This is a genomic window from Deltaproteobacteria bacterium (assembly GCA_016875225.1).
Classification (GTDB): domain Bacteria; phylum Myxococcota_A; class UBA9160; order SZUA-336; family SZUA-336; genus VGRW01.
The window spans coordinates 1-23,171 of record VGRW01000042.1 but is presented as its reverse complement, the minus strand read 5'-3'; the positions used below and the strand labels follow the sequence as shown (position 1 = coordinate 23,171).

The window sequence follows — 23,171 nt, the reverse complement described above, 5'->3', positions numbered from 1 at the left end:
GGGTGTGGGTACACAGAAGCCGAGGGAGGCGAACCACGTGGACGAGGCCGTGCACCGCCGCTGGCACACGCTGCGCGCGGCGGAGGCGGTGGCCGCGCTCGAATCCGACGCAGAGGCCGGGCTGGCCACCCAGGAAGCGCGCCGCCGCCTGGATCGGTTCGGCGAGAACGCGCTGCCGGAACCCCAGCGCCGCTCGCTCCTCGCGGTCTTCCTGCGCCAGTTCAAGAGCCCGCTGATCTACCTTCTGCTCGCTGCGGCGGGGCTCGCGCTCGCCTTCGGGCACCGGAGCGACGCGGCGGTGATCGGCGTGGTCGTGCTCCTGAACGCCGCGGTCGGCGCGTTCCAGGAGGGCCGGGCCGAGCGCTCGCTCGCCGCGCTGCGGCGGGTCGCGACGCAGCGGGCGCGAGTGATCCGCGACGGCAGCGAGAAGCTGATCGAGGCGCGCGAGGTCGTACCGGGAGACATCCTCCTGCTCGAGGCGGGTGAGGCCGTCGCAGCGGACGCCCGACTGCTGCTGGGCGCCGCGCTCCAGATCGCGGAAGCCGCGCTCACCGGCGAATCCGCACCCGTGGAGAAGAGCCTGCTTCCGCTCGCGTGCGACACGCCGCTCGCGGACCGACGCAATCTCGTGTACGCGGGCACGCACGTCACCGCGGGCCGCGCGCGCGCGGTCGTGGTGGCCACCGGTCTGGCCAGCGAGGTCGGCCACATCGCGGCGCTCTCCGAATCCGCGCTGGAAGAGCCTACCCCGCTCGAGCGCCGCATCGCGCAGTTCGGAAACGCCATCATCGGCGCCGCGGCGATCGTCCTAGCGCTCGTGGTCGTGCTCGGACGGGTCCGCGGCGTCCCGATCGGCGAGATCGCGATGGTCGCGATCAGCCAGATCGTCGGGATGATCCCCGAGGGCCTGCCGGTCGCGATGACGATCGCTCTCGCGGTCGGGGTGCAGCGCATGGCGCGCCGCAGCGCGGTGGTGCGACGACTGTCGGCGGTCGAGACGCTCGGCTCCACCACCGTGATCTGCAGCGACAAGACCGGAACGCTGACGCGAAACGAGCTGACGGCGACCGCCGTGGCGCTCGCGGACGGGCGCGAGCTCTCGGTGACCGGCGCGGGATACCACCCCGAGGGGCGGATCCTCCACGGCGGGCGCGAGCTCGACTCCGCTCGCGATCCCGCGCTGCTCGCGCTGCTCGAAGCCGCCGTGCTCTGCAACGACGCGCAGCTCTCGCGGCCGGGCGGGCCCGCGCACGTCTGGCAGCCGATCGGCGATCCGACCGAGGTCGCGCTGCTCGGTCTCGCGATCAAGGGCGGCGTCGTTCCCGACCAGCTTCGCGCGCGCGCGAGGCGGCAGGCCGAGATCCCCTTCGACCCCGCCGCGAAGATGATGGCCACGCAGCACGGCGAGCCCGGCCGCGACTCGCGCGTGATCCTGAAGGGCGCTCCAGAGCTCGTGCTCGAGCTCTGCGGCGCCGCTCGCCGCGACGGTCGGGACGCCCCGCTCGACGACGCGACGCGGAGAGAGCTGCAGAGCGCAGCCGAGCGCATGGCGGAGCGAGCGCTTCGCGTACTCGCGCTGGCCGTGGTCGATCGCGCCCAGATCGACGGCCGCGCGGGGCTCGGCGCTTTTCGCGGCCGCGCCACGCTGCTCGGGCTCGTGGGTCAGATCGACCCGCCGCGCCCCGAGGCGCGCGAGGCGGTCGCGCGCTGTCGCGACGCCGGCATCCGGCCGGTGATGCTGACCGGCGACCACAAGGCGACCGGCGTCGCGATCGCGACGGAGCTCGGCATCGCGCGGCCCGGCGACGAGGCGCTCGACGGCGCGGAGCTCGAGCGGATGAGCGACGACGAGCTCTCCGCGCGCATCGAGCGCATCTCGGTCTTCGCGCGCGTCCACCCCGCGCAGAAGCTGCGCATCGTCGCCGCGTACCAGCAAAGGCGCGAGGTGGTCGCGATGACCGGCGACGGCGTGAACGACGCGCCGGCGCTGGTGAAGGCCGACGTCGGCGTGGCCATGGGCGTCTCGGGCACGGAGGTCGCCAAGGAGGCCGCGAAGATCGTCCTCGCCGACGACGATTTCACGACCATCGTCGCGGCCGTCGAAGAGGGCCGCGTCGTCTACCGCAACATCAAGAAGGTCGTGCTCCTGCTCTTCTCGTGCTCGGCCGCCGAGGTGGCGGTCCTGCTTCTCGCGCTGCTCTGCGGCTTCCCGCCGCCGTTCGCCGCGGTGCAGATCCTCTGGATCAACCTGGTCACCGAGGGCCTGATCACGGTGAACCTGATCATGGAGCCGGCGGAAGGCGACGAGATGCGCCGGCCCCCGATCTCGCCCGACGAGCCGCTGCTCTCGCGCTCGCTGCTGACACGGATGGGGTTCATCGTGCCAGCGATCGTGGTCTCGACGCTGGGCTGGTTCGTTGCGCGCACGGCCGCAGGGGTGCCTGTGGAGCTGGTCCGCACGGAGACCTTCACGCTTCTCGCCATCTGCGAGTGGTGGAACGTGCTGAACTGCCGCTCCGAGTCGAACTCGGCCTTCGCGCTCGGCCTGCTGCGGAACCCCTGGCTTCTCGCCGGACTTCTCGCCGGAAATCTGCTGCAGATCGGGGTCATCTTCTGGGCTCCGCTCGCCCGGGTCTTCCACACCGTCCCGATCGGCGCGGCCGAAGTCGTCGCGCTCGGTGTCGTCGGCAGCCTGGTACTCTGGGTCGAGGAGATCCGCAAGCTCTACGCGCGGCGGAACGCGCGACGAGTCCGGCTCGGGAGTCACGCATGACGTACCTGCTCGTCTTCCTCGCAAGCGGAGCGGCGATCATGCTCGCCGGAACCGCGCTGGCGAGGAGCGCGGACGAGATCGCCGAGGCGAGCGGGCTGGGCCGCGTCTGGATCGGGTCGGTGCTTCTCGCCGGGGCGACCTCGCTGCCGGAGCTCGCGACCGATGTCGCCGCAGTGCGGATGGGCGCGAGCGATCTCGCGATCGGCGACCTGTTCGGGTCGAGCCTGGCGAACATGCTGATCCTGGCGCTGATCGACCTGCTCCCCCCGCGGCGCGGCGTCCTGCAGCGCGCAGCGCTCGACCACGCGCTCGCGGCGGCTCTGGCGATCGTGCTGAACGCGCTCGCGGCCGTGCTGGTCCTCACCCGGCCTGCGACGGCGATCCTCGGCGTGGCCCCGGGCTCGGTCATGATCTTTCTCGTCTACGTGGCGGGGGCGCGCGCCGTCTACCGCCAGAGCATGCGGGACGGAGCCGCGCCGGCTCCCGCCCGCCAGTCGTTTCAGCGGCCGCTGCGGAGATTCGCGCTGGCCGCGCTCGCCGTGCTGGCGGCGGCGCCGGCGTTCGCGTGGTCCGCGTGCGGAATCGCGGAGATCAGCGGGCTCGGAAACACGTTCGTGGGCACGGCGCTCGTGGGCCTCGCCACGTCCCTTCCCGAGGTCGTGACCTGCCTCGCCGCGGTCCGAATCGGATCGTTCGACCTCGCCGTGGGAAATCTCTTCGGGTCCAACGCGATCAACATGGCCATCCTGCTGCCGCTCGATCTCGCCCAGCCGGGCAGTCTCTTCGCCGCGCTCGACCCGGGTCACGCTCTCTCGGGTCTGTTCGCGGTGGTGCTGATGAGCCTTGGCCTCGCGGCGATCGCCTACCGGGCCAGGCGGCGCTTCACCATGCTCGAGCCCGACAGCGCGCTGATCGCCATCGCCTACTTCGCCGCGCTCTGGCTGCTCTACCGGCACTCCGTGCCGTAGCTCAGCTGCGCTCGCTCGGAGCCGCCCCGCTCCACAGGTAGGCGACCCAGTAAACGCCCGCGACGAGCAGAGTTCCGCCGACCACGTTCCCCACGCTCACGGCCGCTAGATTCCGACCGACACCGATCCACGACACGGACCCTTGGCCGTCGAGCGCGAGGGCGAAGGGCAGGAAGAACCAGTTGGCGATCGAGTGCTCGAATCCCATCGCGACGAAGGCGGTGATCGGGAAGAGGATCGCGAGGATCCGATCCGCGACGCTGCGCCCGCCCATCGCGAGCCACACCGCAAGACACACCAGCGCATTGCAGAGAATTCCGCGTGCGAAGGCGGCCCCGATCGAGAGACCCGCCTTGGCTCGAGCGATCTCGAGGGCGGTCTCCCCGACTGCGCCGCCGCCCAGGCTCGCGACGTCCGCCCAGAGCACGAGCAGGACCGTTCCGAGACAGCCGATCACGTTTCCCGCGTAGACGAGCAGCCAGCTGCGGACCAGCTCGCGCGCGCGGATCCGTCCGCTCGCCCAGGCCATCGCGAGGAGGTTGTTTCCCGTGAAGAGCTCGGCACCGGCCACCACCACCAGGATCAGCCCGAGGCTGAAGCTCGTGCCGCCGATCAGGCGGGTGATGCCGAAGCCCAGGCCGCTCCCGGTCACGACGACGGTGAAGAAGAGCGCGCCGAGCGAGACGAAGGCGCCGGCCAGGACGGCCAGCAGCAGCAGCGAGAGCGTGGGGCTCTGCGTCTTCGCGACCCCCAGGATCTCGACCTTCCGCGCGATCTCGCGCGGGGAATGGGCATCGGCCAAGCTTGTCTCCCGATCCGCCGCGGGCGCCGCTCAGATCTCTTTGCGGATCGTATCGGCGACCGCGAAGACGGGCTCGTACGACGTCACGTCCGCGACCGAGAGCCTCTTCTCGTCGGCTTCGGTCGCCAGCTCTCGGTCTTGGGCGCCCCTTCAGCGGCGCGTCGAACGAGATGAGCAAGGTTCACTCGGACCTCACTTCTTCTGGATCGACTTCAGGTACACGACGACCGCATCGATCCGGTCTCGGGTCCCCTGCTCCATCGGGCCGCCCGCGGACGCGGCGCTCATGCCGAACTCCTTGCCCCAGAGCGGCATGTTCAGCGGACCGTGCGCGCGCACGCGGCGCCGACCGTCGATGATCTCGCGGATCTCCGGGTCCGGGAACACGCCGTTGCGCCGCAGCGCGATCGTCGTCAGGTCCGCGGGCGCGACCTTCAGGTCCTCCGCGAGCACGCCGTCGCCGCGCGCCTTCAAGCCGTGGCAGTCCATGCAGAACTGCTCGTAGAGGTTCTGACCGCGCTGCGCGGTGGGTGACTCCTGCGCAAGTGCGCCCAGCGCCAGCCCGAGTACCGCTGCCCCGACGATCAAGCTCGCACCTGCTCTCACGATGTCACCCTCCGAGGTTGTAGAGTTCAGACGAATCGGACCGAGGTTACCTTGTATTCGGGACAGTGTGAAACCGGATCGTGCCACGGGCCGGTGACGCGGTTCGTGTGCGTCTCCGGGTAGTGGAACGAGAGGAAGAGCATGCCCGGACGAACCCGCGTCGAGACGCGCGCGCGCGCGCGAAGCCGGCCCCAGCGACTCTCGATCCCGACCGGATCGCCGTCAGCGATTTTTTCCCGCGCGGCGTCGTCGGGGTGGATCTCGAGCTCGTCCGCCGGCGCGAGCTCCGCGTTCGGCGTCCGCCGTGTCATCGTCCCGACGTTGTACTGCTGCAGGACGCGCCCGGTGTTCAGCAGATATGGAAAGCCTTCGACCCGGTCCTCGGGGCTGACCGCGTAGTCGACCGGGGTGAGCGAGGCGCGTCCGCGGGCGAAGCCGTCCACGTGCAGTCGCTTCGAGCCGGGATGGCCCGGCTCCGGACACGGCCACTGCAGCCCGTCCGGCTCGAGACGGGAATGGGACACGCCGCCCCAGAGGCGTGGCGCAGCGCGCGCGATCTCGTCCATGACATCGGCCGGTGTCGGGTACGACCAGCCGCAGCCGAGCGCGTTCGCCACATCGATGATGACGCGCCAGTCGGGCCGCGCCGAGCCTGGCGGAGATGCGACGGCGCGCACGAGCTGGATGCGCCGCTCGGCGTTGGTGAAGGTCCCGTCCTGCTCGAAGACGCCCGCGGCGGGGAGAACCAGGTGCGCGAACGCCTGCGTCTCCGACGGGAAGATCTCCTGGATCACGAGGAACTCGAGCCGCGAGAGCGCCGCCTCGACGTGGTGCTGGTTCGGATCGCTCTGCGCGATGTCCTCGCCCTGGATCCAGAGGCCGCGAAGCGCGCCTTCGTGCGCGGCCGCGAGCATCTCGGGCACCGTCTTTCCCGGCGTCGTCGGCGGAAGCGCGCCCCAGAGCCGTTGCAGGCGCGCGCGGACAGCCGGATCGTCCAGCGGCTGATAGCCTGTGAAGAGGTCGGGCATGCCGCCCATGTCGGCGTTGCCCTGCACGTTGTTCTGGCCGCGCAGTGGCAGCAGTCCCGCGCCCGGCCGGCCGACGCTGCCGGTCAGAAGCGCGAGGTTGGCGAGCGCGAGCACCGAGCCGGTTCCCTGCGTGAGCTCGGAGGTGCCCAGGCCCGAGACGAAGAGCGCGGTTCGCGCTTGCGCGATCTCGCGCGCCGCGGCGCGGATCACCGGCTCGGGAACCGCGCAGATCGTCGCAGCGTCGGCGACGTCGCCGCGCGAGACGTGCGCCGCGAGCTCCGCGAATCCCTCCGTGCGCGCGGCCAGGTAGCCGCGGTCGATCCGTCCGCTCTCGATCAGAAGCTTCGCGAGCGCGTTCAGCAGCGGCACGTTCGTGCCCGGACGAAGCTGCACGAAGACGTCGGCGATCGACGCGAGCTCCGTGCGGCGTGGGTCGATCACGACCAGGCGCGCGCCGCGCCGCACCGCCTGCAGCAGACGGGCGCCGATCACGGGATGCGCCTCGGTGGGGTTCGCGCCGACCAGGACGATCAGCCGCGCCTGCTCGATGTCGTCGTAGCAGGCGCTCGCGGCGCCGGTGCCGGTCGCCTGGCGCAGCGCCTGCGCGGTGGACGCGTGACAGACGCGCGCGCAGCAGTCGACGTTGTTGCTGCGGAACCGGCTGCGGAACAGCTTCTGCAGCAGATAGGCCGCCTCGTTGGTCGAGCGCGAAGAGGTCAGCGCCGCGATCGAATCGGCGCCGTGCGCGGCGTGGATCTCGTCGAGCCGGCGCGCGGCGAAATCGATCGCCTCGTCCCAGCCGATCGGCACCAGCCGCCCGTCCCTGCGCACGAGCGGCTGCGTGAGCCGCTCCGGGCTCTCGCGCCAGCCGTGCGCGTAGCGGCCCTTCGCGCACAGGTGCCCGCGGTTCACGGAAGCGAGCGCCGCGCCGTGGATCCGGCGCACGCCGGTCGCGTCCGCCTCGATCTCGACCTGGCAGCCCACGCCGCAGTAGCCGCAGGTCGAGCGCGTGGTGCGAAGCTCGCCGCGCGGAGCCGGCCGCTCGAGGTCGCGGTCCCAGAGCGCGCCGGTCGGGCAGACCTCGACGCACGCGCCGCAGGACGTGCACGGACTCGTCGCGTAGCGGTCGTCGTGGCCGAAGATCAGACGCGTGCGGCTGCCGCGCCCCTCGACTTCGTAGACGAACTGGCCCTGCACGTCCTCGCAGACGTGCAGACAGCGGCGGCAGGTGATGCAGAGCGATGGGTCGAAGCGGAGGTACGGGTGGCCGAGCTCGCTCGGGCCGCTCGGCCGTCCTGCGTCCGCGAGCGCGCGAACGCTGGCGCGCAGGCGCTCGAGCGCGGGCGTCGCGGTGCGCACGTCCATTCCGTCACGAACCGGTGTATGGCAGGCGGCGAGCGGCCGACTGGCGCCCGCGACCTCGACCAGACACACGCGGCAGCCGCCGTCGGGCGGCCGACCCGGAAGGTGGCAGACGGTCGGGATCTCGATCCCGAGCCGCGCGGCCGCGTCGAGAAGCGTCTCGCCCGGGACGAGCTCGAGCTCGCGGCCGTCGATTCGCGCCCGGGCCGCGCTCATGGCCGCCTCGCGCCCGTCGCGGCGCCGCGATCCAGTCGGGTCAGGATCGTCCGCACCGGCGCAGGAATGCTCTGCCCGAACGCGCAAAGGCTCGACGCCGAGACCACCTCGAGCAAGGCCAGAAGCTCCGCATCGGCCGCGTCCGCATCCTGGCCGGCGAGCTCGTGCGCGCGGCGCGAGCCGACGCGGCACGGCACGCACTTTCCGCACGACTCGTCCGCCATGAACTCGAGCCAGTCGATTGCGAGGGCGCGGAAATCGGTTCCCTCCGGAAGCGCGACCACCCCGCCGTGGCCGAGCTCGATGCCTCGAGCGCGGAAGCTCTCGTAGGCGACCGGCACGTCCCACTCGTCCGGAAGCAGGACCGAACCCATCGGCCCGCCGACCGCCACCGCGGCGAGCCGTCCACCCGCGCGCGCGCCGCCCGCCACCTGCTCGATCAGCTCGCGAAGCGGCAGCCCGAACTCGATCTCGACGACTCCCGGCCGCGCGAAACCGGCGTTCAGGCAGATCGCCTTGGTGCCGCTCGACGCCTGCGTGCCGAGCTCGCGGTAGGCTGCCGGCCCGTGTCGGACGATCCAGGGCACGTTGGCCAGCGTCTCGACGTTGTTCACCACCGTCGGCATGCCGAACAGGCCCTGCGCGGTCGGATACGGCGGACGGACGCGCACTTCGCCGCGCCGCCCCTCCAGCGCCGCGATCAGCGCGGTCTCTTCGCCACACACGTAGCTGCCCTCGCCGAGTACGACGCGAACCTCGAAGGCGAAGTCGCTACCCGCCACCGACGGTCCGAGCAGCCCGGCGCCGCGCGCCTCGGCGATCGCGCGACGGACGCGCTCGGCCGCGCGCGGGTACTCCGACCGGACGTACACGATTCCGTGTCGCGCGCCGATCGCGTACCCGCACAGCGCCAGCCCCTCGAGCACCGCGTGCGGATCGCTCTCGAGCAGGACCCGATCGATGAACGCCCCGGGATCGCCCTCGTCTCCGTTCGCGATCGCGTATTTCTCCGCGCCCGGCGAGCCGGCCGCGTGGCGCCACTTCGCGCCGGTCGGAAAGCCCGCGCCGCCGCGACCTCGCTCTCCCGACGCCTCGAGCGCTCGCAGCAGAGACGCCGGCTCGCTTCGCACCGCCCGTTCGAGCATCTCCCAGACGCCAGCGGCTCGGGCGCGCGCGAGCTCGCCGTGATCGCCGACCGCGATCCGCTCGGTCACGATCGGTCGCCGCGAGAGCGAGCGGATCTCCGGCAGGGGATCGAGCGGCGCGACTCCTCCGTGCGACCAGACCGATCCGTCCGCGTGCAGAAGCACGGGCGAGCGATCGCAGTAGCCCGCGCAGTGGATCGCGACGGAGGGGTCGACCGCGGCGGCCGCGGCGCGACCGGGCGTCACGCGACACGAAGTGCCGCGGCAGATCCGCATGGCGCCCGCGCGAGCGCGGCGCTCGGAGAAGAACGAATCGAGCGCGCGCTCCCGCGCGGGGCCCTCCCCGATCGCTCGTCTTCCCCCGGCCTCCACCTCGCCGTCGCGGTGCAAGTTGCAGTCCCCCCTCGTTTGCGCAGCGGATCGCACGAATCCGCGCAGCCTGTAGCCTATCGCCCCAGGCACGGATCCGCGTGACCTCGCGACCCGCTCCCGGACCGCGACGCGCCTGCCCCGCGCGGTACGGGCGTTGCACGGGCTCCGCGCATGACTTGGCCTCCGCGGCGAGTTCTCGTCGGAACGGACTTCTCGGAAACCTCACGCGCGGCTGCACGCGCCGCCGCGGGCCTGGCGCGGCGCACGCACGCCGAGCTCGAGCTCGCACACGCGATCCGGCGCGGGCCCGAGCTGGTGACCGGCTACGAGCCGCTCGACGCGCTGCTCTTGCGAACGCCCGACCCGGCGCGGGCGCGCGCCCACATCGAGGCCGAGCTCGCCTCGCTCGCCGCGGAGCTGGCTCCGCAGGCCGTGAGGCCCCACGTCGTCGAGGGTCCGCCCGCCGCAGAGATCCTGGCGCTTCGCGAGCGGCTCGACGTCGACCTGGTTGCGCTCGGCGCCGTGGGTCTGCGCGGATTGCGCCGCTTCGTGCTGGGCAGCGTCGCGGATCGCGTGCTGCGCCGGCCCGGCTGCCCCCTGCTCCTGGTCCGGAGGCGAAGCCAGCCGGCGAGTTCAAGACGATCCTGGTCGCGCAGGAGTACCCGGACCGCGCCACGCCGTGGCTGGAGCTCGCGCTGCGGATCGCGCACGCCGAACGCTCGGAGCTGACCGTGCTGCACGTGCTCCCTCGCGCGGGCTACGCCTCCAACGCCCACCACGTCGACCTCGAGCCGGAGAAGGCACCGGAGAAGCTGGAGCGCCTGGTCGCCGAGCTGGACGCGACCGTGCCGGTGCGGATCGACGCCCGGCGCGGCGACGCCTCCGACCTGATCCCCGCGGTGGCGCTGCAGATCGGCGCGGATCTGGTCGTGATGGGGGCCGAGCGCAATCGCGACGGATGGCCCGGCCGGGTCACCGACCGGGTGGCGCGAGCGGGCCTGCCTGCAGTGCTCGTGGTCTGGCCCGAGGCCGACGCGGAAGAGGAATTCGAGGGCTGACGGCGGGGCGCAGGACAACGAAAGCGCCAAAATGTCACCATCGATCCGGGACATTTGTGCGCACGGATGTCCTGTAACATTCGAATCAGCGCCCCTGCGCCAGGGGCACGTAGGTTGCACAGGGACTGACAAAGATGTCAGCGCCAATGGCGCAGGAGGCTCCCCGATGTCCGATTTTCTGTCCGCCTATTCGATCCAGAACTGGCTCGAGTCCTGCCCCCAGGGATACCTGGAGGGAACCACGTTCGGTCACGCAAGCTCCGAGTCCGAGCCGGCTTCGATCCTCGAGAATCCGATCCTGCGCGAGGACGCGATCCGCGGCACCGTGCAGCTGGTCGTCGGTGAGCGCGCTGCGCTGGCCGCTTCCTCGGGCCTGATCAACGCCGCGCCGGACGAGGCCAGCAAGCGCTTCCTCGCCACGCAGACGATCGACGAGGCGCGCCACGTCGAGATCTTCACGCAGCGGCTCTTCGACCTGGGCGTGAAGAAGACCGAGCTCGAGGACGTGATCAAGGCGATGGCCTCTCCGCACCTGGTCGCGTTCGCGGGCGTGCTGCTCGAGAAGGTCGACAAGAAGGACTTCGTCGCGGGCGTGGTGGGTCAGAACATCGTGCTCGAGGGTCTCGCGTTCAGCGTCTTCGAGATGCAGCACGCGGTGAACAAGGAGATGAACCCGAAGTTCGCGCACACGCTCGCGGGCACCATCGCCGACGAGCGGCGCCACGTCGGCTTCGGCGAGAACCGCATCGGCTCGCTGCTCAAGGAGGAGCCGCACAAGAAGCCGGCGATCGAGAAGATGCAGAAGGACATGAGCTACCACATCCTCGCCACTTTCGCGGACGCGTTCCGACGCAACACGAAGGCGTTCGAGGAGGAGCAGCGCATCGGCGATCGCCAGCGGGAGCTCACCGGGGCGGCGCCCGGCAAGATGGAGTGGCAGGGTGCGAACCTCGCCGACCTCGCGCCCGCCGAGATGGAGCAGCTCCTGGCCAGCACGGTCCTCAGGGAGTTCAAGATCCGACTCGACCGGCTCGGACTCGAGTACCAGACGCCGGCGGCTCCGTGAGTCGAGAGGTCCACACGCTCGCGCCGGACGAGTTTCTCGACGAGGTCCACTCGTTCGAATTCTGGTTCCACTCCATCCAGGGCTACCTGGCCGATGCCGAATACGGGCATCGGCCGGGCACGCCCGAGTCGGAGCTCCCTCCCGACCGGCGCGAGCGTCTGATCACCGTGCTCTGCAACTACTGCATCGGCGAGACCGCCGCGCTCGACGGCGCGAGCGGCCTGATCGGCTTCGCGCCGAACCGGCAGGCGAAGATCTTCCTGGCCACGCAGGTCGTCGACGAGGCACGACACCTCGAAGTGTTGATCCATCGGCTCGCCGAGCTGGGCGTGAAGGACCCGGAGGCCGAGATCCAGCGCCGCGCCACCCGCTCGCTGCAGGCGTTCCGGCGCCGGCTGCTCGAGCTGGTCGCGGGCAAGGACTGGGAGGCCGGGATCTTCGCGCAGAACGTGATCCTCGAGGCGATGGAGTTCGCCGCCTTCCAGACCCACGCGCGCAACGCGGACCCGATCACGCGCGAGCTGCTCGAGGGCATCATCAAGGACGAGCGACGCCACATGGGCTTCGGCGAGAACGATCTGGGACGGCGACTCTCGGCGACACCGCACGTTCGCGCGCGGCTGCAGCAGATCAAGAGAGAGCTCGACCCGCTCGTGCTCGAGACCTTCGAGGAGATGCTGGCGGAGCTCGACGTCCCGCGCGAGGAGCGCCCGGAGCTGGGACGGAACTATCTCGAGACCGTCGAGCGACTGGGGTTCACGTCGTGAACGACACCGTACTCCGAGAAGCCGAGAACGAGTCCGGAAAGCCCAGACAGCGCTTCATCCTCGAGGATACCGGCTTCAACGAGGTGCCGAAGAAGTACCGGCGCTTCTACCGGCGACAGACGGGCCCGGGCGACACGCTCGCCCCCAACGAGGTGATCTGTCCGGTCTGCAAGGTGGTGATCCGCTCGACGCGAGAGCTGCGCGAAGGCGACCGTGTCTACTGCATGCCCTGCATGTCGCGGCTGGTCGTGGTCCGCACCGATTCGGGCCACCTCGAGGCGCACGTCGTCTACTGATTCGAGCGACAGTCGCCGTGGCGCCTCGCCGATGCGCGAGGGGATGACGACGAAATCACCTCTGATCCGGCGGCTCGGCAAGGGCTACTGCGCATCCTGGAACGGCTTCTACCTGTACGACGAGGACCTGCAGCGCGTGCTCGCGCGCATCGCGGAGCTCACCGGATCCGCGAACTCGAAGGAGCGCGGCGCGGGCAGTACGCGCATGCAGGATCGCCCCAGCGCGAGCTCCGAGGTCGCGACCCGGGACTAGCCGGACCCGGTGCGCGTGTGCACTCGCGTCCCGGATCGTGCTAAATCGTCTCTTCCTTCCGTCGACCCGTTCCCCCCGCTGCGAGCGGCCCGGTACGGCGCTTGCTCGACACGACGTCACGACGATCGAGGAGGAGCAGAATGCCAAGCGTCGCCGAGCTGATGACCCCGGGGCCGACGACGATCGAGCCGGACGCCGCCGCGCTCGCGGCGTTGGATCTCATGATCGATTCCGGAATCCGCCATCTGCCCGTCGTAGACCGGCGCGGGAGCCTGATCGGCGTCCTCTCGGTGGACGACCTGCGCGCCGCGTTTCCGTTCTCGGTCAGCCTGCGCCGGCCTCCGAGCGTCGACGAGCGCGAAGGCGCGCGGGACCTGAGCGTCGCCGAGGTGATGACCCACGGCCCGCTCACCACGACGCCGAAGACGAGCGTCGCCGAGGCTGCGGGCACGCTCGCGCGCTTCCGCATCGGCTGCCTGCCCGTCGTCGACGCGGGACGCTTGGTGGGAATCCTCTCCGAGACGGACGTGCTGCGCTCGCTCGCGGGCGGCACCGAAGCGGGCTCCGCGCGGCGACCGGATTCGCGCGTGCAGGAGCTCGAGACCCTGGTCACCGAGCTGCGCGCGGAGCGGACGCGGATCCTCCGGCAGCTCGGGCGCGTGCAGCAGATCGAGCTCGAGGCCACGCGCGAGATGCGCGAGGTGCCGATGGACGAAGCCGAGCGCGCGGCGCACTCGGTCGAACGCCTGATCGACGAGCCGCTCGCCGCGCTCTCCGCGCGAAGGCTCGAAGCGCTCGACCACGCGCTCTTCCGTGCGAAGCAGGGTCGGCTCGGCCACTGCGAGTCGTGCGGCAAGGAGATTCCGGTCGCTCGACTTCGCGCGCTGCCGGGCACCGCGGTCTGCGTTCGCTGCGCGCGCAGCGCTGCGTAGAATGGCGGCCGGGCAGACGAAATGCGAACACGAGGAGCGAGCGCATGACGCACCGAGAGGAACTGGAAGATCAGGTCGCCTGCGCGGACTGCGGAGCGCAGATCTCTCGCGCCGCGGAGCGGGGCTTCGCCTTCGGCGAGGACTCCGTGCTCTGCTTCGCCTGCGCCGAGCGACGCGGCGGAAGCTACGACTCGGACGAGGACCGCTGGACGAGCGCGCCCTCGCTCTCGGGAATCCGCATCCCCGACGATCCCGAGCGCTGATCGCCGTCTCGCTCCTGCCGCTGCTCGTCGGCGCGGCGCGAGATCAGGCGGCGGCGAGCTTGCAGCCCGTGCTCGGTGCGCCGCGCGTCGTCGTGGTGGAGCGCGGAGACACGCTTCTCGACATCGCGGAGCGAGACGGACTCGGCTTCCGCCAGGTCGTGAACCTGAACCCCGAGGTCGACATCTGGGTGCCGCCCGCCGGAACGCGCGTCTCGCTCCCGACCGAGTACATCCTGCCCAACGCGCCGCGTGAGGGGCTGCTGATCAACCTTCCCGAGATGCGCCTGTACGACTTCAGCGTCGATCCTTTGCGGCCGATCGTGCTCGCGATCGCGATCGGCGACGCCGAGGACCCGTCCCCGGTGGGCGAGTTCCGCGTCGGTGGCAAGCGCATGAATCCGCACTGGAACGTGCCGGAGTCGATCCGCGCCGAGAATCCGGCGCTTCCCGCCGTGGTGCCTCCGGGTCCCGAGAACCCGCTCGGCGACCGCTGGCTGACGATCGGCTCGAGCAGCTACGGGATCCACGGCACGAACAACGTCTGGTCGATCGGACGGATCGCGACCCACGGCTGCATCCGCCTGTACAACGACGACATGCGCGCGCTCTTCGATCGCACGAATCTCGGCACGCGAATCCGGCTGGTGTACCAGCCGGTGAAGCTCGGGACGCGCGACGGCGAACTCTATCTCGAGGCGCATCGCGACGAGTACGACCTCGCCCCCGATGCGCCACAGGCCACCCTGGTCGAGCTGATCGTGCTCGACGCGCTGGGCGTGGTCGACGGCAGCTCGATCGATCACGACCTGGTGCGCCGCGTGATCCAGGAAGCACGCGGCGCACCAGTCCGGATCGGAAGACTCAAGCCCGCAGAGTGACCGAAGCGGTCAGCGACCGCTCTTCGTCATCGACTTGTTGAAGATCGCCTCGGTCTTCCGCGCGGATGCGTCGGCGGAGGCGGCCGCGGCCTGGGCCTGCGCCGCAGCCGCCTTCGCCGCAGCTTCGGCCGCAGCAGCGCGCTGCTCGGCGGCGGTGATCCGGCTGTCCGTGCTCTTGGACAGGGCGTCGATCTTCGCGTCGAGACGCTCGATGTCTCCGCTCGTCGCGCATGCGGAGACACTCAGTGCAAGCGCGGCAAGTGACACCACGATTCCTCGTTGGATCTTCATTCGGTCCTCCTGTGGAGCTGGTCGGCTCGATGCAGGTGCAAGCCGCGAGCCAGTCTCGCACCCGCGCCCTGCGCACTCGTACTCGCGAATGTGTACGCACGGCTCACGAGCGAGTCAATCGGCCGCAAGGAGCGTGGCTGCCCCGGGCACGCCGATTGCTCCGCGTTGGCGCATGGCTCACACCAAACTGCTCTTCCGGGACCAGGCCAGAGAGAAAATACTCGCCGGGGTCACGGCCCTGGCCGACGCGGTCCGCGTCACGCTGGGCCCGAAATCGAAGTCGATCCTGATCGAGAAGAAATTCGGCACGCCGATCGTCTGCGACGACGGAGTCACGATCGCCCGGCGCATCGCCCTGCCCGACCCGGAGCAGAACCTCGGCGCCCAGATGCTGCGCGAGGCCGCGGTCCGGACCGGCGAGGCCGTCGGAGACGGCACCACGACATCGACGATCCTCGCGCACGCGATCTTCGCCGAGGGCGTCCGCAACGTGGTGGCGGGGGCGAGCGCGATCGATCTGAAGCGAGGGCTGGACCAGGCGGTGAAGACCGCCGTCGAGTCGCTGCGATCGATCTCCAAGCCGGTCACGAGCCGGCGCGAGAAGGCGCAGGTCGCGACCATCTCGGCGCACGGCGACACCTCGATCGGCGAGCTCGTCGCCGAAGCGGTCGAGAAGGTCGGCTCCGAGGGCATCGTCTCGGTCGAGGAGGCCAAGGGCACCGAGACCGCGCTCGAGGTGGTCGAGGGCATGCAGTTCGACCGGGGATTCCTCTCGCCGTACTTCATCACCGACGCCGAGAAGATGGAGGCGGTGCTCGAGGATCCGTACGTGATCCTGCACGAGAAGCGGATCGCGTCGATGAAGGATCTGCTGCCGCTCCTCGAGCAGATCGTGAAGGCGGGCCGCTCGTTCCTGATCGTCGCGGAGGAGGTCGAGGGCGAAGCGCTCGCGACGCTCGTCGTGAACAAGCTTCGCGGCACGCTGCAGACCTGCGCGGTCAAGGCGCCCGGCTTCGGCGACCGGCGCAGAGCGATGCTCCAGGACATGGCGATCCTGACCGGGGGCACGCTCGTCGCCGAGGAGCTCGGCATGAAGCTCGAGAACCTCGAGCTCACCGAGCTCGGCCACGCCAAGCGAATCGTGATCGACAAGGACGACACCACGATCATCGGCGGGGGCGGCGACCCGAAGGCGATCGCCGGCCGCTGCGAAGAGCTGCGCCGGCAGATCGAGGCCACCACCTCGGACTACGACCGCGAGAAGCTCGAGGAGCGGCTCGCCAAGCTCGCCGGCGGCGTGGCGCTGATCCGCGTCGGCGCGCCCTCCGAAGCCGAGATGAAGAGCCGCAAGGAGGCTTTCGACGATGCCATCAGCGCGACGAAGGCCGCCGTAGCGGAGGGGGTGGTGCCCGGGGCCGGACTCGCGCTGCTTCGCGCGATCGACGCGGTCGCCGGGCTCGAGGCGAAGTGCAGCGGAGACGAGGCCACCGGAGCGCGCATCCTGCGCAGGGCGCTGGAGGCTCCGACGCGCCAGATCGCGGTCAACTCCGGCCTCGATGCGGGCGTGGTCGTGGACCGGATGCGCGCGGGAAGCGGCGCGCTGGGATTCAACGCCGCGCGCGGCGATTACGTGGATCTGATCGAGGCGGGTATCATCGACCCGACGAAAGTGGTGCGCTCGGCGCTCGAGAACGCGGTCTCCGTGGCCGGTGTGCTCCTGCTCGCCGAAGGCACCTTGACCGAGATCGAGGAGAAGCCGGCCGAGCGCGGACCGGGCATGCCCGACATGACCTAGTGGAACAGGAGCAAGCGACTTGAAGAGCAAGCAGCCGAAGAAAGAGCTGGCCGGAAAACGCGGCGGACGCCCGCAGCCCGCGCGCCGTGAAGCGCAGGGCGACACCTATCGCAAGAAGGTGAAGAAGGTCGCGACCAAACTTCCCGACGTGACCGTGTGTCCGGACTGCAAGGCGATCTTCCGAGGCGGGCGCTGGCGCTGGGCCGCCGTGGCCAAACCCACCGGCACGCGCCGCGAGGTCTGCCCCGCGGATCAGCGCATCCGCGACAAGTACCCCGCGGGCGAGCTCACGCTGCGCGGCGAGTTCGCGCGGTCGCACCGCGAGGAGCTGCTCGGCGTCGTGCGCAACCTGGAGGCGAAGGAGAAGGCCGTGCGTCCGCTGAACCGGCTGATGGAGATTCGCGACGCGGGCGACGCGATCGTCGTGACGACCACCGACGTGCACCTCGCGCACGCGATCGGCGTCGCGTTGTTCAAGTCCTACCGCGGCACGCTGCACGCGCCCTGGGCCCAGGAGGGAGACCTGCTGCGCGTGAGCTGGGAGCGCTAGCGGCTCAAACGTCCAGCGTGACGCGCGCGCGCCACTCGCCGCGCTCGTCGCGAGCGACCGAGAGGCCGTACGCGGTCACCGCCTTGACGTCGTTGGCCGCGACGTGCCGTTCGCGGTCGAACGTCTCTCCGACCAGGACCGCGTCGAGCCGGAGCTCGGGCGCCTCGCCGCGCACCTCGACGCTTCGCGCGCGCAAGACCAGGTGCTCCGCGTCCAGCAGGTAGACCAGCTCCGAGAGGAAGCGGCGCAGCAGCCAGTCCAGACGCGTGTCGACTAGCTCGACGCGCCGCTCGACGACTTCGCGAACGGCCTCCGGCCGCTCCACCGCCGCGGCGAGAAGCGCCTCCGACGCCGCCTCGAACACGCCAGCGAGCGTCGCGCCGCGCGCCTCGAAGGTGAGATCGCTGGTCACGTCGTCGACGAAGCGGAACGTCTCGTCGCCGGTCATCCCTTCACGTTCCCGACCGGCACGAGCCGCGCCACACGCCGCGAGAGCCCGGCGAGCTCGGTCGCCTCGGCCACCTCGTCGACGCTCTTGTAGGCGAGCCCCGCCTCCTCGGCGAGTCCTTCGATCGATGCCGCGCGCACGACGATGCCGCGCTCGCGCATCGCGCGCTGCAGCGTGCCGCCGCGCACGAGCTTGCGCGCGCGGGTGCGGCTCATCGTGCGGCCGCTGCCGTGCGCGGTGCTGTAGAAGCTCGCGCTCCCCGACGCGACGCCGGCGAGCAGGTACGAGCCGGTCTCCATGCTGCCGCCGATGATCACGGGCTGACCGGTGCGGCGATAGGAAGCCGGCAGCTCCGGGTGCCCGGGAGGAAAGGCGCGGGTGGCGCCCTTGCGGTGCACGAGCAGCCGGCGTGGCCGGCCGCCGACGTCGTGCGTCTCGAGCTTCGCGGTGTTGTGCGCGACGTCGTAGACGGTGCGCAGCCCGAGCGCATCGGGCGCGCGCCCGAAGACCTCGGCGAGGACCTCGCGGATGCGGTGGAGGATCACCTGCCGGTTCGCGAACGCCATGTTCGCCGCGCAACACATGGCTGCGTAGTAGGCGCGGCCGTCCTCGGAGCCGAACGGCGCGCAGGCCAGCTCCGGGTCGATCACCTCGAGGCCGTACTTCGCTGGCATCGCGCGCAGGAAGCGGTCGAGGTAGTCCGTCGCCACCTGGTGGCCGAAGCCGCGGCTTCCGCAGTGGAACATCAGCACCACCTGCCCGGGCTCGGAAAGCCCGAAGGCGCTCGCGAGATCGCGGTCGAACACGCCCTCGCTGCGCAGCAGCTGGATCTCCAGGTAGTGGTTTCCCGAGCCCAGGGTTCCGAGCTGATCGAGACCGCGCGCGATCGCCTTCGCCGAGACCGCCTCCGGATCGGCGCCGGAAAAGCAGCCGCGCGCCTCGGTGCAGGCGAGGTCCTCTTCGCTGCCGAAGCCCTTCCGCAGAGCCCAGCCCGCGCCCTCGCGGAGCACGTCGCCGAACTCGGCGCGCGTGAGCGAGACGAAGCCGCTCGAGCCCACCCCCGCGGGAACGCGCGCGGCGAGCGCGTTCACCAGCCGCACGATCTCGGGCTCGACCTCGGCCCAGACCAGGTCCGAGCGCACCAGCCGCATTCCGCAGTTGATGTCGAAGCCGATCCCGCCCGGCGAGATCACTCCGTGCTCGGCATCGATCGCCGCGACGCCGCCGATCGGAAAGCCGTAGCCCCAGTGCGCGTCGGGCATGCACAGGCTCGAGCCGACGATGCCCGGCAGGGTCGCGACGTTCGCGGCCTGCACGAAGACCTGGTCGTCCATCGCGCGGACCAGCTTCTCGGTCGCGAAGATCCGCACCGGCACGCGCATTCCCTCGCGGTAGCCCTTGGCAAGCTGGAACTCCGCCGGCCCGACGCGGGTGAGCTCGGCCGGCGCGCTCATCGCGAATCCGCTCCGCCCGCGATTCGCGCGACCGGCTGGCCGAGCCCGAAGCGCTTCGCCACGTCCGAAACCGCCGCGCGCCAGCCGTCTTCGTCGGTGCGAACCCGCGCGCGAAGCGCGGCCGGCCATTCATCGGGCGGCTCGTAGCCCGCCGCGCTCGACGGGTACAGCTCGGGGCCAGCGTCCGACACATCGCTTCCGGCGCGGCTTCGCTTCTCGAGCCGGGCGCGCGCGAGCGGCTCCGCACAGGTCGCCTCGATCAGAAAGCTCGCGACCCCGTGACTCGAGGCCCAGGCGCGAAGCTCGTGGCGGAGGCTCGCCCGGGCGTAGGTCGCGTCGAGGATCGCCAGTCGCCCCGAGCGGACGACCGGCACGGCGCGCTCGAGCAGCCCGACGTAGGTCGCGCGGGTACGCGCTTCGGTGTAGATCTCGGTGTGACCGCGCGCGGTCGGTTCGATCCCGGCCTGGCGCTTGCGGACCCGGTCGGAGGCGATCACCACCCCGCCGGTCGCGTCGGCCAGCGCCTGCGCGACGCTGCTCTTCCCGCTCCCGACGATCCCCGCCATCGCGACCACGCTTCCCGGCCGCGGCTCCGCGAGCGCGCCCTCGGCGAGCGCGAGGTGACGCTCGGCGCTGTACTCGGCGTGCGCGCGCTGCGCGGAGGGAACTGCCGCGTCGCGCGCGGCGAGGCAGGCGACCTTCGCGCGCACGGCCGCGCGGTACGCCGTGAAGAAATCGACCACCCCGTACAAATCGCAATCGTCGCTCGCCTCGGCGTAGCGGCGCAGGAATCGCTCGGCCAGGTCGCGACGCCCGCGGTACTCGAGGTCCATGGCGAGGAACGCGACCTCCGAGGCCGCGTCGATCTGGCGGTAGTCGTCGCGGAACTCGAGGCAGTCGATCGCGAGCGGCGCCTCGTCGTCGCGCTCGAACCAGACGTGCGCCAGGTGCAGATCGCCATGCCCGTCGACGACGCGTCCCGCGAGGCGCCGGCGTTCGAAGCGCTGCGCGTCGCGGGCGAGAACCGACTCGGCGATCGCCCCCGCGGCGCGCGCTCGCGTGGCGAAGACGCCGTCGCGCCCGACCTCGCCAAAGGACTCGCGCACCGGTGCCGCGACTCTCTCGAGCCAGGCCTCGCGCGAGAACGGAGCCGGCGCGCCGAGCCCGTTCGCGGCGTGGAACTCGGCGATCCGTGCGGCGATCGCGTCGACGTGCGCCTCGTTGAGCGCGCCGCGCTCCAGCATCGAGAGCGCGTCCCGCCCCTCCGGCAAGCGCCGCATGACCACGCAGTGCTCCGCGATCGCACCCCCCACGGGCGCCGGGGCCAGGTCCTCTCGAAGCGGCCCGAGGCGGAGCGTCCCATCGGCTCGCTCGATGGCTGCGACACCGAGGTACACGCTCCGCGCCAGGCGGCGGTTCAGGCGCAGCTCGCGCAGCGAGTCCGCGTTGCGCTTCGCGCGGGTCGAGAAGTCGACGAAGCCGAAGCGCACCGCCTTGTGCAGCTTGTAGACGCGATCGGCGCTGAGGAACACGTGCGAGAGGTGCGTCTGGATCTGCTGCACGCCGAGCGCCGCGCTCGCGTCCTCGGGATAGGCCTCGCGAGTCGAAAGACCCGCGACGAGCCCCGGCTCGAGCGGCTCAACGCGATCGTCGTCGGCTGACATCCCGTCCCCGAACCCGCAAGCTCCGTGCCGTTGGCGGCACGCCCCCTGCAAGCCCAATCTCGAGGAGGACCGTAGCATGATCCCGAAGGCGCAAGACGTGATGCAGACCGGCATCGTGAGCGTGGGGCCTTCCACGCCGCTGCTCGACGTCCACCGGCTGTTCACGGAAGAGGAGATCAGCGGCGCTCCGGTCGTCGACGACGACGGGACGCTGCTCGGCGTGATCACCTCGACCGACCTGATTCGCGCGGTCGAAGAGGAGCACGACTCGGGCCGCGTCGCGCAGGACTACTTTCGCGATCTGCTGCCCTACTCCTCTCCAGACTGGGCCTCCGGCCCCGAGGACTTCCAGGATCGGCTCCGCGAGATCCGCGCCGAGGACGTGATGACGGTCGAGGTCCTGACCGTCGCGCCGGAGACGCCGATCCCGCTGGTCGCGCGCGCGCTGCGCGAGCACCGCATCCACCGCGTCTTCGTCTCGCACGACACGCAGCTCGTGGGCGTGATCTCCGCCTTCGATCTGCTCGAGCTCGTCGAAAACTGGAAGGACTGAGCGGCTAGAACCGCTCCAGCTGCTCGGTGCCGCGGCGAAAGCCCAGGCCGAGGACGAGGCCGGCGCGGTCGAAGAGCACGACCATCCGGTCGCTCTTCTCCTGCGACTTCTGGTACGAGAAGATGGTCAGGTTCGTGAACAGGGGCTCTTCGATGGTGATGCTGGTCGCGTTCCTGCGCACGTAGGCGTACACGAAGACGTCGCCGTCGTACTGGCGCTGGATGCGATCGGGGGGTCCGAGCAGCTCGAGGATCTCGCGCTTGGTCGTCTGTCCGACGACGATGCGCCCGTCCGGCGGGCCCTCGAACTCGTTGCCCATGTAGGCGCGCTCGATCGTGCACGCGGTCGAGAGCGCGAGCGCGAGCAGCACGCCGAGCGTGCTAGCGCAGGACATCGGTGCCCTTGCGCCAGCCGTAGTAGAGCACGCGGTCCTGATCGTCGAAGTAGACGATCAGCGTGTCGCTGGCGACGTCGAGCCGGATGTGGTTGAACAGGATCATCACGATCCCGCGCAGCCGACCCTCGGTGAAGCGGTACACGAGCACGTCGGCGAACGGCAGGTCGAGAACGGGACCCGGCACCAGCTCCTGATCCGTCAGGTACTTCTCGACGAACGCGGACTCGCTGAACCGCTCCGGCGAGCCGAACCAGTCCAAGATCTCGCGCTTGGTCGTCTCGCCCGGCACGATCCGCGGGATCTGCTCGTCCGCGATCGTCTCGCCCTCGCTGTAGCGGCCCACGATGCAGGCCGGGAGCAGCGCGACGGCGGCGAGCAGGAGCGAGAGAGCCGGCCGGACCATGCGGCTCGAGTCAGGGAGACGGCGTGTCGGGCGGCGCCGGCAGCACGACCGTCGCCTGCAGTCCCTCTTCGCCGGGCTCGAGATTCAGGCGGATCCGCTGCCCTTCCTCGAGCCGCTCGAACGCGAGCCCGCCGGAGACCGCGTTGCGATGGAAGTAGACCGACCGTCCGTCGTCGGTGACGATGAAGCCGTAGCCCTCGCCGACCAGCACCCGGTCGACCAGACCCAGGTGAGGCGGAGAGTCACGCCGCTGCGGCGGACGTGCGACACGTCGCGAGCGCAGGTTTCGCGCCTCGTGCTCGAAGGCGTCGACCGCGTCGTGCAGCGCGCGGCTGAGCTCCGGACGCGAACGCGAGACGAAGAGATCCCTCCCCTTCGCCTTGCCCACGATCCGCACCTCGCGGTCTCCGCGCCGGTGATGCGCGGAGTAGCGGCCGCTCACGCGCAGCGAGAGCAGGTCGTCGTGCTGTGTCGCGAGAGCGCGGAGCCGCGCCTCAGCTTCAGCCTTCTGTGCTTCCGAAACCTCTTCCAGATGATCCCAGTGGATCTCGATGTCCGGCACCGTGGGCTCCCGCGACACAGCTTGATGGTCGTCATCGGGGGTTTTGCAACTAGCCTGGATTTCTCACCACTCAAACGAGCACAGGCCGGCTGACTTCTGTTAACCGTTGAGTTGCAAGACAAAACGGGCCAACAGAAAGGGCCGACCTGTGCAGACAGAGTGTAGCGCGACGCAGCTTGAGTTTTCGCCGCTGGGACGACGGCCCGTGGTGGGCCGGTTCGACGCGGAGCACGCGAGCAGCGACGGCGGGGTGCTGCTGCTGCGCGAGC

General features: G+C 70.7%; 24 protein-coding genes. 13 read left to right on the top strand and 11 right to left on the bottom strand.

All coding sequences use genetic code 11. The features are described 5' to 3' along the window. The first annotated feature begins 70 nt into the window (after positions 1 to 70). Both FJ108_11390 and FJ108_11385 read left to right on the top strand, forming a co-directional pair. Complete coding sequence (locus FJ108_11390) at positions 71 to 2,773, top strand: HAD-IC family P-type ATPase (protein MBM4336498.1); 2,703 nt, start codon at positions 71 to 73, stop codon at positions 2,771 to 2,773. Next, on the top strand, positions 2,770 to 3,741 hold the full coding sequence (locus FJ108_11385) for a hypothetical protein (GenBank protein MBM4336497.1): 972 nt from the start codon (positions 2,770 to 2,772) through the stop codon (positions 3,739 to 3,741). The genes FJ108_11390 and FJ108_11385 overlap by 4 nt, the downstream gene beginning before the upstream one ends. Position 3,742: 1 nt before the next feature. Here the strand turns inward: FJ108_11385 and FJ108_11380 are convergent, their stop codons facing one another. The 4 genes from FJ108_11380 to FJ108_11365 form a co-directional block, all read right to left on the bottom strand. Then, positions 3,743 to 4,543 (bottom strand): formate/nitrite transporter family protein, encoded by an 801-nt coding sequence (locus FJ108_11380; protein MBM4336496.1) that lies wholly within the window; start codon positions 4,541 to 4,543, stop codon positions 3,743 to 3,745. A 192-nt stretch (positions 4,544 to 4,735) separates the two neighbouring features. Beyond that, on the bottom strand, positions 4,736 to 5,149 hold the full coding sequence (locus FJ108_11375; GenBank protein MBM4336495.1) for a cytochrome c: 414 nt from the start codon (positions 5,147 to 5,149) through the stop codon (positions 4,736 to 4,738). A gap of 26 nt (positions 5,150 to 5,175) precedes the next feature. Next, a complete protein-coding gene (locus FJ108_11370) occupies positions 5,176 to 7,755 on the bottom strand; it encodes a formate dehydrogenase subunit alpha (GenBank protein ID MBM4336494.1) in 2,580 nt (859 codons plus the stop codon). After that, complete coding sequence (locus FJ108_11365; protein ID MBM4336493.1) at positions 7,752 to 9,290, bottom strand: hypothetical protein; 1,539 nt, start codon at positions 9,288 to 9,290, stop codon at positions 7,752 to 7,754. Before FJ108_11365 ends, FJ108_11370 begins: the two co-directional genes overlap by 4 nt. 153 nt (positions 9,291 to 9,443) lie before the next feature. On the opposite strand from FJ108_11365, the gene FJ108_11360 reads away from it, so the two are divergent. The 8 genes from FJ108_11360 to FJ108_11325 all read left to right on the top strand — a co-directional run bounded on the left by FJ108_11360 (position 9,444) and on the right by FJ108_11325 (position 14,785). Further along, positions 9,444 to 10,001 (top strand): universal stress protein, encoded by a 558-nt coding sequence (locus FJ108_11360; protein MBM4336492.1) that lies wholly within the window; start codon positions 9,444 to 9,446, stop codon positions 9,999 to 10,001. Further along, complete coding sequence (locus FJ108_11355; protein ID MBM4336491.1) at positions 9,809 to 10,330, top strand: universal stress protein; 522 nt, start codon at positions 9,809 to 9,811, stop codon at positions 10,328 to 10,330. The genes FJ108_11360 and FJ108_11355 overlap by 193 nt, the downstream gene beginning before the upstream one ends. Positions 10,331 to 11,263: 933 nt before the next feature. Next, on the top strand, positions 11,264 to 12,163 hold the full coding sequence (locus FJ108_11350) for a long-chain fatty aldehyde decarbonylase (protein MBM4336490.1): 900 nt from the start codon (positions 11,264 to 11,266) through the stop codon (positions 12,161 to 12,163). Further along, positions 12,160 to 12,459 carry a hypothetical protein gene (locus FJ108_11345; GenBank protein ID MBM4336489.1) on the top strand — a complete coding sequence of 100 codons (300 nt, stop codon included), beginning with the start codon at positions 12,160 to 12,162 and terminating at the stop codon, positions 12,457 to 12,459. Before FJ108_11350 ends, FJ108_11345 begins: the two co-directional genes overlap by 4 nt. 43 nt (positions 12,460 to 12,502) lie before the next feature. After that, a complete protein-coding gene (locus FJ108_11340; protein MBM4336488.1) occupies positions 12,503 to 12,712 on the top strand; it encodes a hypothetical protein in 210 nt (69 codons plus the stop codon). Between the two features lie 140 nt (positions 12,713 to 12,852). Continuing rightward, a complete protein-coding gene (locus FJ108_11335) occupies positions 12,853 to 13,644 on the top strand; it encodes a CBS domain-containing protein (protein ID MBM4336487.1) in 792 nt (263 codons plus the stop codon). A 44-nt stretch (positions 13,645 to 13,688) separates the two neighbouring features. After that, entirely contained in the window at positions 13,689 to 13,907 is a 219-nt protein-coding gene (locus tag FJ108_11330) for a hypothetical protein (protein MBM4336486.1), read from the top strand. A 59-nt stretch (positions 13,908 to 13,966) separates the two neighbouring features. Then, entirely contained in the window at positions 13,967 to 14,785 is an 819-nt protein-coding gene (locus FJ108_11325) for a hypothetical protein (GenBank protein ID MBM4336485.1), read from the top strand. A 9-nt stretch (positions 14,786 to 14,794) separates the two neighbouring features. Here FJ108_11325 and FJ108_11320 read toward each other — a convergent pair whose 3' ends face one another. Next, positions 14,795 to 15,076, bottom strand: coding sequence for a hypothetical protein (locus FJ108_11320; GenBank protein ID MBM4336484.1), 282 nt, complete (start codon positions 15,074 to 15,076; stop codon positions 14,795 to 14,797). A 172-nt stretch (positions 15,077 to 15,248) separates the two neighbouring features. On the opposite strand from FJ108_11320, the gene groL reads away from it, so the two are divergent. Both groL and FJ108_11310 read left to right on the top strand, forming a co-directional pair. After that, positions 15,249 to 16,871, top strand: coding sequence for a chaperonin GroEL (gene groL, locus FJ108_11315; GenBank protein ID MBM4336483.1), 1,623 nt, complete (start codon positions 15,249 to 15,251; stop codon positions 16,869 to 16,871). Between the two features lie 19 nt (positions 16,872 to 16,890). Continuing rightward, on the top strand, positions 16,891 to 17,421 hold the full coding sequence (locus tag FJ108_11310; GenBank protein ID MBM4336482.1) for an ATPase: 531 nt from the start codon (positions 16,891 to 16,893) through the stop codon (positions 17,419 to 17,421). A gap of 4 nt (positions 17,422 to 17,425) precedes the next feature. On the opposite strand, the gene FJ108_11305 is transcribed toward FJ108_11310, so the two are convergent. From FJ108_11305 to FJ108_11295, 3 genes are read right to left on the bottom strand one after another with little or no spacing between them, the layout of a single operon-like run. Beyond that, positions 17,426 to 17,869: an archease gene (locus FJ108_11305; GenBank protein ID MBM4336481.1), complete on the bottom strand. Its 444-nt coding sequence runs from the start codon at positions 17,867 to 17,869 to the stop codon at positions 17,426 to 17,428. Next, on the bottom strand, positions 17,866 to 19,323 hold the full coding sequence (locus FJ108_11300) for an RtcB family protein (GenBank protein MBM4336480.1): 1,458 nt from the start codon (positions 19,321 to 19,323) through the stop codon (positions 17,866 to 17,868). The genes FJ108_11305 and FJ108_11300 overlap by 4 nt, the downstream gene beginning before the upstream one ends. Then, positions 19,320 to 21,122, bottom strand: coding sequence for a hypothetical protein (locus FJ108_11295; GenBank protein MBM4336479.1), 1,803 nt, complete (start codon positions 21,120 to 21,122; stop codon positions 19,320 to 19,322). The genes FJ108_11300 and FJ108_11295 overlap by 4 nt, the downstream gene beginning before the upstream one ends. Here FJ108_11295 and FJ108_11290 point away from each other — a divergent pair. Next, positions 21,064 to 21,540 (top strand): CBS domain-containing protein, encoded by a 477-nt coding sequence (locus FJ108_11290; GenBank protein ID MBM4336478.1) that lies wholly within the window; start codon positions 21,064 to 21,066, stop codon positions 21,538 to 21,540. The genes FJ108_11295 and FJ108_11290 overlap by 59 nt on opposite strands. Before the next feature lie 4 nt (positions 21,541 to 21,544). Here FJ108_11290 and FJ108_11285 read toward each other — a convergent pair whose 3' ends face one another. From FJ108_11285 to FJ108_11275, 3 genes are read right to left on the bottom strand one after another with little or no spacing between them, the layout of a single operon-like run. Continuing rightward, positions 21,545 to 21,934 (bottom strand): hypothetical protein, encoded by a 390-nt coding sequence (locus FJ108_11285; GenBank protein ID MBM4336477.1) that lies wholly within the window; start codon positions 21,932 to 21,934, stop codon positions 21,545 to 21,547. Further along, positions 21,921 to 22,340 carry a hypothetical protein gene (locus FJ108_11280; GenBank protein ID MBM4336476.1) on the bottom strand — a complete coding sequence of 140 codons (420 nt, stop codon included), beginning with the start codon at positions 22,338 to 22,340 and terminating at the stop codon, positions 21,921 to 21,923. Before FJ108_11280 ends, FJ108_11285 begins: the two co-directional genes overlap by 14 nt. 10 nt (positions 22,341 to 22,350) lie before the next feature. Continuing rightward, positions 22,351 to 22,962 carry an HPF/RaiA family ribosome-associated protein gene (locus tag FJ108_11275; GenBank protein ID MBM4336475.1) on the bottom strand — a complete coding sequence of 204 codons (612 nt, stop codon included), beginning with the start codon at positions 22,960 to 22,962 and terminating at the stop codon, positions 22,351 to 22,353. Positions 22,963 to 23,171 lie beyond the last annotated feature (209 nt).